We start from the raw sequence: 12,017 nt of genomic DNA, 5'->3' as shown, positions 1-12,017 counted from the left end.
AACCTGCTGTTCATGGACATCGTCCTGATCACGATCCCACCGCTGCTGCTCTTCATCTTCTTCAACCGCAAGATCGTCGCCGGCATGACCGCCGGCGCCATCAAGGGATGACATGACCTGGGGGCAGTGCGTATCCGGAAAGGCCGCCTGATGATCCACCACCACGAGTTCCAGCACCGAGGGCTGACCCTGCGCTCCAGCGTGCACATACCCGAGGGCCAGGCCACCGCCCGCAGGCCCACGGTGGTGTTCGTCCACGGGTTCTCCAACAACCGTATGGAGAACCGTTCCTTCGTCCTCATGGCGCGACTGCTGGAGAGCGTCGGTATCGCGTCGGTCCGGTTCGACCTGTCCGGGCACGGGGAAAGCGACGGAGATTTCTTCGACGTCACCATCACCAACGAAATAGCCGAAACCAGGTCGGTCGTGCGGGCCGTCCGTACGTTCGACTTCGCCGATCCCGAGCGTGTGGCCCTGGTCGGGATGAGCATGGGCGGCGTGGTCGCGGGCATCGTCGCCGCCGAGGAACCCGGAATCCGGGCCGCGTGCCTGTGGTCGCCGGCCGCCGTCGCCCCCTTCGAAGTGGGCTCGGGCTACCTCAAAGGCCGCGACATCGCCGCCGAGATCAGGGAGAAGGGCTATTTCGACGCCGACAGCCACCGCATGAGCCCCGCCCTCGTCGAGGACATCGCCGGGCTCGACGTCTATGGCCGGTCCTGCGGTTATGCCGGGCCGGTACGCATCATCCATGGTGACAAGGACGACATCGCCCCTGTCGCCTACGCCCGCCGCTATCTCGACCACTACGGCGGCAACGCCGAACTGGAAGTCGTCCCCGGAGCCGACCACGGATGGAGCACCGTTCCCCACCGCACCCGGCTGCACGAGTCGACGCTGCAGTTCCTCGGCGAGCATCTGGAACCCTCCGCATGACCCGCTCCGGGGCGAGTGCATGCGCGTGCTCGCGAAAGCCGGCAGGTCCGCCCGGCAGCATCACGCCCAGGTAGCGGCGGTCGGATGCGCGGCGCTTCTCCTGATCATCGGTACGGACGGTGCCGGCGTAGGCGACCCTGCACATGAGCGGCAGCCCGGCTGCTGGAGACCGCCCGCCGCTTGATCGGCGATCACGAACGGTTCCCACCTCGACGTCGATCATCAGTGCGTCCGAACGACTTCGCAGGCGGCCCCGGACAGCGGCGTGATCACGAGCCGATCGCCCTGCCACCCAATGCGGGCTGGCGCGTAAGCGCGGCCATACACGTCTGACCAACTTCTACGTGATGTCGAACTTGAAGCGTCGGGTGCGCGTATCTCGTTCTGACGACGGCCGCGACCCCCTCTGTGGATGCCGCCTGATGACTCTCAAGGCCGGGCCGCATCCACAGACGGAGAGAGGGATTTATGAGACATCGACATGGTTCCCGCGTCCGCCGAAGGACGGCGGGTATGCTCACGGCCCTGGCTGTCATGAGCAGCGGTCTCACGGCCGGCGCTGCAAATGCGGTGGCAAGCGGGGCATCCGGAACGGCTTTCGCGCCGGCCATCTCCTGCCCTCCCGTTGCGGACAGGCTGGGCCAAGTCCCCGCTCGCGCTCAGGCGGAGGTTGAGCGGAATTTGCAGCAGTTGGAGAGTCAGATCGCTGAGGCGAATCGGCGGCTGGCAGGCTCGGCGGGGCAGGGCGGCCCGAATTTCGTTCAGAATGCGATTCTCGGACCGTTGCGTGACAAGCGGACGGCGGCCCTTCAACGGATCCAGATCGCCTTCCAGCGCGCCGGCGCCCAAGCACCGACCGGCCTCCAGGGCTTGTCCGGCTGCACTGTGCAGGACGATGAGGCTGGAAACAACAACGGCGATCAGGGCAACGGCGATCAGAGCGATGGTGGCCAGGACAACGGTGACCAGAGCGACGGTGGCCAGGGCAACGGCGACCAGGGCAACGGCGACCAGGACAACGGCGACCAGAACAACGGCGACCAGAACAACGGCGACCAGAACAACGGCGACCAGAACAACGGCGACCAGAACAATGGTGGTGCCGCTGGTCAAATCTCCTGTCCTGATGTGGCGGACAGGCTGGGCCAAGTCCCCGCTCGCGCTCAGGCGGAGGTTGAGCGGAATCTGCAGCAGTTGGAGAGCCAGATCGCTGAGGCGAATCGGCGGCTGGCAAGCTCGGCGGGGCAGGGCGGCCCGAACTTCGTCCAGAATGCGATCCTCGGACCGTTGCGGGACAAGCGGACGGCGACCCTTCAACGGATCCAGATCGCCTTCCAGCGCGCCGGCGGCCAAGCGCCGGCCAGCCTCCGAACCCTGGCGGCATGTGAGCTTCGGAACGGCAATCCGGGCAACGGGAACGCCGGAAACAACGGAAACAACGGGAACAACGGAGGCGGCGAAAACAACGGAAACAATGGGAACGGCGGAGGCCAGGCCAGGGGACCCGTTCCGGAGGACTTCGTTGACATCCGTTCTGTACAACCGAATGTGAGAACGCCCCGCACCCAGCAGGACGGCTCCAATGGGACCTTCAGCGTGGACTGCGGACGCAACGAGAAGCGCATCTTCAACTCTGACAACGTCATCGTGGCCCCCGGCGTGTCCAACGGCGCGCAGCACACGCACGACTACGTGGGAAACGAGTCCACCAACAACCAGTCCACCAATGAGAGCCTGCTGGCGGCCAGTACCACCTGCCGCAACGGCGACAAGTCCACGCACTACTGGCCCGTGCTGAGGGCACTGGGGCAGGAGGAATTCGACGCCAACCGGCGAGGCGGCGGGCTTGACCTGAACGTCGGCAAAATCCTCACCCCGGTCTCGGTGCAGATCACCTTCAAGGGCAACCCGACCGGCAAGGTGGTGGCGGCTCCGCAGTTCCTGCGCATCATCACCGGTAACGCCCGGGTCGGTGGAGCCGAAGCCAACGCCGGGTGGACCTGCACCGGCTTCGAGAACCGCCAATTGACGGACAAGTACCCGCTCTGCCCGCGAGGTAGCAGGCTGGTTCGGGTCTTCGATTTCCAGAGTTGCTGGGACGGCCAGAACGTCGACAGCGCCAACCACCGCACCCATGTCACCTTCCCGCAGGCCGACGGGAGTTGCCCGCAGGGCTTCCAGCCCATTCCCGCCCTGGAACACCGGCTCGTCTACAACGTGCCGCAGGGCCCCAATTTCGCCGTCGACACCTTTCCCGAGGAACTGCACAAGCCGGTCACCGACCACAGCGACTTCATCAACCTGATGAATGAGCAGCAGATGGGGCGGGTCGTCGACTGCATCAACAGCGGCAGACGCTGCCGCTGACCCTGAATTGGGCAAGGCGTGGCCGGGCGACCGGCCACGCCGTCCTCATCGCCAGGAGCAAGACCACATCAGGTGCGAGAAAGGGCAACATCATGGCTGGCTTCTCCTGCCCGCGGCGCGCTCAAGGCGCCGCGCCAGCGGCTGTTGTGCGTCTGACCGGCGCCATCAGGAGGCGAGATCACGGCGGCATCGTCCTGTCGCTGGCCATCGCCTCGGCGCTCACGCTCACCGGATGCGGCGTGCAGGCCGAGGCGGCCGATGGGCCGAAATCGGCCAGGAGCACTGCCGCCTCCGGCGGGAACGCACCCCGCACGTACACCGTGGAGCAACTGGCGGCCGCCATCGGCTGCACCGCCGAGATCACCCTCAAGGCACTGGACTACCGACAAGGGGAATGCACCAGCGACGGGATTCCGTACGTGTTCCTTGACTTCGTCACGGTTGAAGGCCAGCGTGAGTGGCTTGACTACGCCGAAATGTACGGCGGCCTCTACCTCGTCGGCGATCGATGGGCGCTGTCGGCCAAGTCGAAGTCCTTCATGCAGGAACTGAGCAGGAAACTCGGGGGCAAGGTCGAGGAACATGGCCCTGGCGGCACTGCCCCGTCCCCGAGATGACAGCGCGCTCTTCAGCATCTGCTGGGATATGGCAGTTCCGGAGCGTAGGAAGACCAGAGCGCGCGCGTCATTCCTTCGCCGTTCAACCTCTCGCACGCCAACTGCGCAACGTTGTCGCGCACCCGTCCGACCATGGAGACGTCCCACAACGAGAACGAGGAGTTCGTGTGCGCGACAAGAGTCCCGTCTCCGGGCAGGAAGACCAGGGAAACAACCAGCAGCTCGTTGGTGTCCATGGCCGGCCCTATCCGATGAACACGCCCGATATCGGAGATGTCCCACAGGATGATGCTGCCATCCACACTTCCCGTGGCCAACAGGTCGGCGTTCTTCGAAAAGGCCACCGCGGAAACGGGTCCGACCTTCCCGGTCAGGCCGGTGACGATCTTCCTTGGCGCTTCCGGCGTGCTGATATCCCACAGACTGAACGAAGCGGTGGTGTGTCCGACCACAAAGAATCGCCCATCAGCCGAGAGGCCGACCGACGAACGGAAGGAGCCGATGAGGCCGGTGGGAACGGTCCCGACCTGCCGCGGCGAACGAGGATTGGAGATATCCCAGATCTTGGCACTGTCATCCACGCCCACACTGACCAGAATCCGCTTGCTCGAAGCCAGCAGGACATCCCTGAGTTCGCCTCCATGGTGGATCGTCACCAACTCGGCAGGAGTCTCCACCCGCCGCATGTCGGTGAGACGCACCGCGCCACGCACGTCCGCGCTGGCAAGCATGGCCCCGTCAGCGCTCCAGGCGAGGGACACGACAGTGCCCGTGGGCCCGGAAACCGCGGTGGGCAGTGGTACGAAGCCGCTCCGCCCGGAGGCTTTCCAAATCTTGACACCGAAGTCGCCTGGGCCGCTCGGCGTGGCAAGGAAGCGTCCGTCCGCCGAGAGGGCCGAAGCGTACGGACCGCCTTCGGAGTTCTTGTCCGGTGGCGTCCAGAACCTGATCGTCGGCAAAGCCACCGGCTTGCCCGGGTCGCCGACATCCCACAGCATGGCCTGACCGTTCTCCGCGCCGTCGGCCAGGATGTCGCCTCCAGCGGACAGCGTCGCCGAGGTCGGTCCCAGAGCGCTTCCCGGCAATTTCTGCTGCCCGGGCAAGGGAACACCCAGGAGATGAGGGCGAATCCTGGCGTCCGACATGTCCCACAGCATCACCGAACCGTCCTGTCCGGCGGTGGCCAGCAGCGATCTGTCCTTGGACAGCGATATTCCGAGAACCGGCCCACGGTGGCCGGTAAGTGGAATGTCGGTTCGATCGGGGGCCAAGAATCTTTGCTCGGAAAGCTTGACGCCGACCGGAAACTTCAATATTTGAACCGTGCCGTCCTGGCTGCTGCAAATCAGGCGCGTGCCGTCCGGCGTGAAGGTCATGGATGTGATCTTGTCGGTCTGGTTGGTGGCCGACGTCGTGTCGCTGACCTTTCGCGGTGACGCTGGATCCGTCAGATTCCAGATGGTCAGGCCGACGTCCTCGGTCGCCATCACCAAGAGGTCGCCATCGGGAGAGAAGGCTAGATCGCTGATAAGTGAGGACGGGGCCGGAATGGGTTTCCCGAGTCGATGTGCGGCTTGTGGGTCGGCCACGTCCCACAATTGCATTTTCTGTGAGCTGCCGTCCGCGACCGCCAGCAGGCGGCCATCCGCCGACATTGCCAGAGGCGGGTTGTCATGACTCCCTGCTCGAGATCTGAAGTTGGCGGCGACCTTCAGATCCCCGTCAGGCCGAACCTGCAGGAGTGCGGCATTGGCAGGATTGCCGACCACGAGTTTCTGCCCGTCGGCCGCCCAGACGATGTCGGTCACATTGCTGCCGAGCCCAGGGATCTGGCCCAGCTTCCTTGGCTTGTCCCGGGTTGACATGTCCCAGAACGACACGGAATCCCGGTCTCCGACGACCAGCATCTTGCCATCGGGCCGCCAGGCCAGTGCGGATACCACGTCCTTGAACGTGGTGAGAGGCGGGCCGATCAATTGCGGACGGTGTGGCTCGGAAACATCCCAGAGTTTGAGCGTGGCATTGTCGTCACCGCTGGCCATGACGGCGCCCTTGGGTGACATCGCCACAGATTCCACACGACCCTTGAAGTCGAGAATGGTGCCTTCGTAGCGCGAGGTCGTCAAAGTCTGCAACAGGCTTGCATTCGTGGCTCGATTGGGGTCCAGCCGGTACGCGGCGACCCCCAGTTGCAGCGCCAGGCGTGGGTCGGACTCCCGGACCGCCTCCGCACCGGCGACCATGCTTCGGGCGGTCGCCACCTGTGCCTGGCGCTGTGCCGCCCTGCTCTGCGACCATGCCACGAACGCGCCCGTCGAAGCGATGAGAGTGAGTACGACCAGCGCCGCTGTCGCACCGCGCCTGATTCTGCCGCGTTGCCGTTCGTAGGCGACGGACGCCTCGAAGAACTGCTCCGAGTTCGATTCGAGCTGGTGGTGGTCGATCGCCTTGGCCACCCGTTCCCTGACCGCGTCGAGCCGGCCGCCCCGGTAGAGCAGAGAGGGATCACGCTCGACCATCCACGCTTTCGCGTCCGCGGCGAGCTCGTCGCGCAGGATCAGCCATTCTCGATTCTCCTTCACCAGGTCCTGAAGGAGCGGCCAGGCCTGCAGCAGCCTCTCGTGGCTGATACGGACGATCTCTCGATCGGTAGTGATCAATCGGGCCGCGTCCAGCGCCTTCACGGACTGCAACGCCGCCTCGGGATCCAGGCCTCGTAGGAGGTCGCCCTGGTTCACCGGTCGCGCTGTGACGATCGGCTCGGTGTCGATGTTCGAGACATCGCCACTGATTTTGATGAGCCTGAGCATGATGCTCTGCGTGGCCAGCTGCGCCGAAGGGGTGAGCGCCTGGTAGGTCTCATCAGCTGATCGCTCGATCGCCCGCTCTATGCCTCCGCCGTCCCGGTAGCCTCGCACTGTCAGCCGTCTGCCCTCCCGGCGTTTCCACGTCTCCCAGAGCGAGTGTGAGAGCAGCGGCAGAGATCCGGGTTCAGGACCTTGTGGGCGAAAGGCGCCTAGTTCGTGCAGGACCAGATCCGCCAGCCCTTCATCCAGTTCCAGGCCCAGCATCGTCGCAGGTTGCTCGATGGCCGCACGTAGCTCTGGCGGCTTCATCGGCTCGATCACGAATTGCCTGTCCTGAAGGGCAGCGGACAGTTCCGGATGCCGGGTCGCCTGGCTGTAGAAATCCGCGCGGAGTGCGCCGATGACGACTGCCGGAGGCCGACCGGTCCGGGGATCAGGAAGGGTCATGGCGTGCAGGCAGCGAATGAACCTGCTACGCAGCCCTTCGTCCTCGCACAGAGTGAATATCTCTTCCAGTTGGTCGACCAGGAGGATCAGGCGCACGCCCGGGCGGTCGGCGAGCAGGTCTGTGGCCAGGCGGCAGGAGTGGTCGGGGTCGGAGAACACCCGATTGAAGGCTGCCGGGTCATCAGGGGCCAGTCGCGCGGCCAGTGCTTGAACGGGAGACGATCCCGGGGTCATGCTGACGCAGGGCCAGCCGCTGGTGCCGGATATGTTGAGATCTCCACGACGCATTCTCGCGAGCAGGCCGGCCTGCAGCAGCGAACTCTTTCCACTGCCTGACGCGCCGACCAACAGCATGACCCCGGCAGTGCTCAGCCGATCGGCGATCTTCTGGAGAATCGCGGAAGTCAGCTCGTCGCGTCCGTGGAAGATCTTCGCGTCCTCCTCGCCGAACGGCTGGAGGCTCAGATAAGGGCTGCGCCCCGGTAACTGGGCCTCCTTCTGCATGGGAGAGATCTCTGGTGACGCGGATCGATTTGACGACAGGATGATATGGCCGCTTCGTCCTCCTTCCTGCCGGTGAGGCAGCGGGCCGCTTCTCTCCCACATTCTGCGGAGGATGAAATGGTAGGCGTCGTCAAGGGTCAGGAAATTGCCGGCGAGGGGATCGCCGTTGTCCAGCAGCGAGATCAGGTCACCGGTGAATGTGGTGTATTCCTGGTCTTCCGGTGCCAGCGCCAGTTGTTCGGCGGAACCGAGGAGATACAACCCATGGGTCGGGGACGGCTGAAAAACTGATTCCGGTGCCCAGGACCCCAGGTCCGTGCGTCCGGAGAAGCAGCAGTCCAGGACGACCACGGTCGAGGCGGTCGGCGAGCCGGCGATGGCCTGCCGCAACATCGACGTCGAGTAGGCCTGGAGTTCCGCGAGGCCAGGCGTGAGCGTGCTGGTGGAAGACGCTGCCAGATAGAGCTGTCCTTCCGAGCTCCAGAGCCCGTGGCCGATGTAGTAGACCAGCAGTATGGTCTTGGCCTTTTTTGCCTCTTCGGTCACTGCGGATCCGATGGCCAAGGCATCGGGCGGGTTCAGCAGCAGGCGAATATGCTCGTCCGGCACACCACACCTGTTCACCAGGCGGTCCCATAGTGCGGTGATGGTCCGTTCGACGGCGGGCACCGCCGGCAGCTGAGAGTCGCTGTGGTCGGCGGTGCCGATCAACAGGACACGTACACCCTCACCCGACAGGTCACTCATCCGTCGTCCGCCCCTGATCGTGTTTCTCCTCCGCTTCGCGGAGTTCACGCAGGACCGACTTCACTTGCTCCCGCAATTCCGCGGGTGAAAGTGCTTTGACCTGAGTCGCGTCGACATGGATTTGATGCCCGTCGGGCAGGTCTACTCGAACCTTGACCGCGCCGCTTTGTTGCCGTACCCAGGACAGCAGAGCAGAAGCGAATGCGGTGCCCGCCGCACCGGAACCAAGAGCAACGACAATGCTTTCCAGAAACGGTCCCAAAGTGCCGGGAGGCGGCGGGGCCGTAACGTCATTGACACGGCCTTTCAGTTCGGCCGTGCCTCCGATCCAGTGGCGCAACGACTCCAGGTGGCGTGAATCTTCTTCATCTTCGATCGATACGCGTACGTCCATGACGTCCCTCCTGGCGGGTCACGTTCGCGTACCTAAGATAGAGCGAAAGTACACGGAAATCATAAGATCAAATAACTCGAGTCCGAAGCGCGTAACTTACGTCCATTTGTATTATGCAGAAACATCAGACGGCTGAAATGTCAAGATGTCCGAACGGCCAACGCCGCAGGGCATCTCGACGAGCCGGTTGGCTGTTGCGACCGTATCCGTGGGTGGCGTCGCGGCTCGCCGGCCTCAGCGCGCCGGTGGGGGATGGGTGGACGCGACGATGGGGGCTTCCAGCACGGCCTCGTCCGCAGTGTGGGGCGGTGGATAACTATGTATATCCAGTAGGAAATGTTGACTTTAGGTGATCCGGCTCGTAGCTTCGTGGGCATGAGCCAGGCCGCGAACCTGACCCGGCGCCCGCACGTGGACCACGGCCACGTCGCCAGCGCGCAGTGTCGCTGATCACGAGATCTCATCCATCGACCCCCCTCTCCAGAGGAGTGATTTCGTGATCAGAAGTGGAGGCGGCTCGTGACGCTGCCGGAGGTGCAGGAAGTCTCGCGCCAGGACGCGGAGCGGCCCCTGGAGGTGGTCACGGCCCGGCACCCTCTGCGGTGGCTGGCCGCGGCAGGCGTACTCGTCCTGCTAGCCATGGTCGCCAGCGCCCTGATCACCAACCCCGCGTGGGAGTGGCCCATCGTCGGGCAGTACCTGTTCGCGCCGTCGGTGGTGCGCTCGGTGCTGCTCACGCTGGAGCTGACCGCGCTGGGCATCGTGCTCGGGTTCGTGCTGGGCACGCTGCTGGCGCTCATGCGGCTCTCGCCCAACCGGCTGCTGTCGTCGGTGGCCTGGGCATACGTGTGGCTGTTCCGGTCGGTGCCGCTCATCCTGCAACTGCTGTTCTGGTACAACCTCGCGCTGCTCTACCCCAGGCTGTCGGTGGGCGTGCCGTTCGGGCCGTCGTTCGTCGACTTCGGCACGATGGACCTGATCGGGCCGCTGACCGCGGCGGCGCTCGGGCTGGCGCTGCACCAGGCCGCGTACGCCGCCGAGATCGTCCGCGGCGGCCTGCTGTCGGTGGACCACGGGCAGCGGGAGGCAGCGGCCGCCCTGGGGTTGCCGCCGGCGCGGCGGCTCTTCAGGATCATCCTGCCGCAGGCCATGCGGACCATCGTGCCCACCGCGGGCAACGAGATCATCGGCCTGGTCAAGGGCACCTCGGTCGTCTACATCATGGCGCTGCCGGAGCTGTTCTACCAGGTGCAGGTGATCTACAACCGCAACGGCAGGGTCATGGCGCTGCTGCTGGTCGCGGCCATCTGGTACCTCATCCTGACCACCGCCCTGTCGATCGTGCAGTACTACGTGGAGCGGCACTACGGCAGGGGGCGCGGATGAGCGCCATGGTGAGGTTACGCGGCGTGCACAAGAGCTTCGGCGCCCTGCACGTGCTGCGCGGAGTGGACCTGGACGTCCGCCAGGGGCAGGTGCTGGTGATCCTGGGCCCCTCGGGGTCGGGGAAGTCCACGCTCCTGCGGACGATCAACCACCTGGAGAAGGTGGACCGCGGCTCGGTCCGCGTCGATGGCCAGTTGCTCGGCTACCGGCAGGCCGGCGACCGCCTGTACGAGCTGCCGGAACGCGAGGTGCTGCGGCAGCGCACCCAGATCGGGTTCGTCTTCCAGTCGTTCAACCTGTTCCCGCACCTCACCGTCAGGCAGAACCTCATGGAGGCGCCGCTGTCGGCCCAGGGCCGGCCGCGGGCCGAGGTGGCGCCGCTGGCCGAGCGGCTGCTGGCCCGGGTGGGGTTGGCGGACAAGGCCGACGCCTACCCGCGCACGCTGTCGGGCGGGCAGCAGCAGCGGGTCGCCATCGCCAGGGCGCTCGCTCTGGAGCCCAAGCTGCTGCTGTTCGACGAGCCGACCTCGGCGCTGGACCCCGAGCTGGTGGGCGAGGTGCTGGACGTCATCAAGGACCTCGCCCGCGCCGGCACCACGATGATCGTGGTCACTCACGAGATCGGGTTCGCCCGGGAGGTGGCCGACATCGTGGCCTTCATGGACGCCGGCCGCATCGTCGAGCTCGGACCGCCCGCACAGCTCCTGGACACCCCGGCCCACGAACGTACCCGCACCTTCCTCAGCAAGGTTCTCTGATCCCGAAGGACGTCATGACATGCGCGCTTCGCTCGCGCGGGCCCTCGTCGTGCCCGCGCTCCTCCTGCTGACCGCGGCCTGCGGCGCCGAGCCCACAGTCACCGCGCCGTCGGCCGCCACGGCTCCCGTGGTGGCGGGCAAGAAGATCAACCTCAGCCCTGACCAGAACCGGGTGCGGGCCGACAAGGTGGACGCCATCGCGGCCCAGGTGCCCAAGGAGATCGCCGCCGACGGCAAGCTCGCGGTGGGCTTCAGCGGCCAGGGCGCGGCGCCCCTGGTGTTCCGCGCCGACGACGACACCACCCTGATCGGCGTGGAGACCGACCTCGCCCAGCTCGTGGCCGACGTGCTGGGCCTGGAGATCTCCCCGCGGATCAGCTCGTGGGAGAACCTCTTCCTCGCCGCCAAGTCCGGCAAGGACGAGGTGGTCTTCAACAACGTCACGGTCACCGAGGAGCGCAAGGACACCTACGACTTCGCGACGTACCGGGTCGACCAGCTCGGCTGGCAGGTCCCCGATAACAGCCCGATCAAGCAGATCGCCAAGCCGACCGCCCCGCGCAGGACCCGCTCGCCTTCGTCAAGGATCTGCATGGATTCCTGTAAAGCGAGTAGGGAAAGTTGACTATCCGCAACGTGTGATCGTACATTACGGGCATGAACGAGGACCGCGACGTGGCCGTCCGCACGGACCTCCCGGGGGATATGCACTGGTACGACCTCCCGGACGACGAGGCCGAGCTCGAGCAGGAGGAGCAGCCCTCCGCGCCGCGGCGGCCCTGGTGGCGCCGGTCGGCGTTCTCCGATGCCGCCGAGGCGTGAGGGCGGCCACAGAGGAAACGTTCAAAGGAAGGTCATCGTCCGTGCCCAGCCCCGAGCCGTCGCCTAGTGTCGCGGACATGTCGATCGACGAGAACGCCACCCTGCTCCCCGACCCCGATCGCGCCGTGGTCGCTGTCGAGCCGCCGGTCGCGGGGGAGGGGCACTGGGCGGGCGCGCCCAGCGCGGTGGCCGCGGACGGGCTGATCTATCTCGCCTACCGGCTGCGCCGCCCGGT

The 12,017-nt window shown here is 65.6% G+C and carries 9 protein-coding genes; 7 read left to right on the top strand and 2 right to left on the bottom strand.

Annotated elements, in window-relative coordinates; all coding sequences use genetic code 11:
- Positions 1-126 precede the first annotated feature (126 nt).
- The 3 genes from ACWEPL_RS63475 to ACWEPL_RS63465 all read left to right on the top strand — a co-directional run bounded on the left by ACWEPL_RS63475 (position 127) and on the right by ACWEPL_RS63465 (position 3,917).
- Positions 127-933: an alpha/beta hydrolase family protein gene (locus ACWEPL_RS63475; protein WP_452442594.1), complete on the top strand. Its 807-nt coding sequence runs from the start codon at positions 127-129 to the stop codon at positions 931-933.
- 513 nt (positions 934-1,446) lie between these two features.
- The gene (locus ACWEPL_RS63470) at positions 1,447-3,300 is read left to right on the top strand and encodes a DUF1996 domain-containing protein (RefSeq protein WP_452442592.1); all 1,854 of its coding nucleotides are present in this window, start codon (positions 1,447-1,449) and stop codon (positions 3,298-3,300) included.
- A 92-nt stretch (positions 3,301-3,392) separates the two neighbouring features.
- Positions 3,393-3,917: a hypothetical protein gene (locus ACWEPL_RS63465; RefSeq protein WP_452442591.1), complete on the top strand. Its 525-nt coding sequence runs from the start codon at positions 3,393-3,395 to the stop codon at positions 3,915-3,917.
- A gap of 11 nt (positions 3,918-3,928) precedes the next feature.
- Here ACWEPL_RS63465 and ACWEPL_RS63460 read toward each other — a convergent pair whose 3' ends face one another.
- The gene (locus ACWEPL_RS63460; RefSeq protein ID WP_452442589.1) at positions 3,929-8,422 is read right to left on the bottom strand and encodes a caspase, EACC1-associated type; all 4,494 of its coding nucleotides are present in this window, start codon (positions 8,420-8,422) and stop codon (positions 3,929-3,931) included.
- On the bottom strand, positions 8,415-8,816 hold the full coding sequence (locus ACWEPL_RS63455; RefSeq protein WP_363971917.1) for an effector-associated constant component EACC1: 402 nt from the start codon (positions 8,814-8,816) through the stop codon (positions 8,415-8,417). The genes ACWEPL_RS63460 and ACWEPL_RS63455 overlap by 8 nt, the downstream gene beginning before the upstream one ends.
- Positions 8,817-9,335: 519 nt before the next feature.
- On the opposite strand from ACWEPL_RS63455, the gene ACWEPL_RS63450 reads away from it, so the two are divergent.
- Genes ACWEPL_RS63450 through ACWEPL_RS63435 form a run of 4 tightly spaced genes read left to right on the top strand, consistent with a single transcriptional unit; the run spans position 9,336 to position 11,782 of the window.
- Entirely contained in the window at positions 9,336-10,202 is an 867-nt protein-coding gene (locus tag ACWEPL_RS63450; RefSeq protein WP_452442587.1) for an amino acid ABC transporter permease, read from the top strand.
- Positions 10,199-10,960, top strand: a complete 762-nt coding sequence (locus tag ACWEPL_RS63445) for an amino acid ABC transporter ATP-binding protein (protein WP_452442585.1) — start codon at positions 10,199-10,201, stop codon at positions 10,958-10,960. The genes ACWEPL_RS63450 and ACWEPL_RS63445 overlap by 4 nt, the downstream gene beginning before the upstream one ends.
- 19 nt (positions 10,961-10,979) lie before the next feature.
- Positions 10,980-11,585, top strand: a complete 606-nt coding sequence (locus ACWEPL_RS63440; protein ID WP_452442583.1) for a transporter substrate-binding domain-containing protein — start codon at positions 10,980-10,982, stop codon at positions 11,583-11,585.
- A 32-nt stretch (positions 11,586-11,617) separates the two neighbouring features.
- On the top strand, positions 11,618-11,782 hold the full coding sequence (locus ACWEPL_RS63435; RefSeq protein WP_452442581.1) for a hypothetical protein: 165 nt from the start codon (positions 11,618-11,620) through the stop codon (positions 11,780-11,782).
- Positions 11,783-12,017: the final 235 nt, after the last annotated feature.

The sequence above is a fragment of the Nonomuraea sp. NPDC004186 genome, assembly GCF_053603495.1.
This window is presented reverse-complemented; position numbering and strand designations above follow the sequence as displayed.

Excerpts from the sequence above, each read along its gene's own strand:
- ACWEPL_RS63460 (WP_452442589.1), bottom strand. The coding sequence starts at position 8,422 with ATGAGTGACCTGTCGGGTGAGGGTGTACGTGTCCTGTTGATCGGCACC.
- ACWEPL_RS63465 (WP_452442591.1), top strand. The coding sequence starts at position 3,393 with ATGGCTGGCTTCTCCTGCCCGCGGCGCGCTCAAGGCGCCGCGCCAGCG.
- ACWEPL_RS63445 (WP_452442585.1), top strand. The coding sequence starts at position 10,199 with ATGAGCGCCATGGTGAGGTTACGCGGCGTGCACAAGAGCTTCGGCGCC.
- ACWEPL_RS63435 (WP_452442581.1), top strand. The coding sequence starts at position 11,618 with ATGAACGAGGACCGCGACGTGGCCGTCCGCACGGACCTCCCGGGGGAT.
- ACWEPL_RS63470 (WP_452442592.1), top strand. The coding sequence starts at position 1,447 with ATGCTCACGGCCCTGGCTGTCATGAGCAGCGGTCTCACGGCCGGCGCT.
- ACWEPL_RS63455 (WP_363971917.1), bottom strand. The coding sequence starts at position 8,816 with ATGGACGTACGCGTATCGATCGAAGATGAAGAAGATTCACGCCACCTG.
- ACWEPL_RS63440 (WP_452442583.1), top strand. The coding sequence starts at position 10,980 with ATGCGCGCTTCGCTCGCGCGGGCCCTCGTCGTGCCCGCGCTCCTCCTG.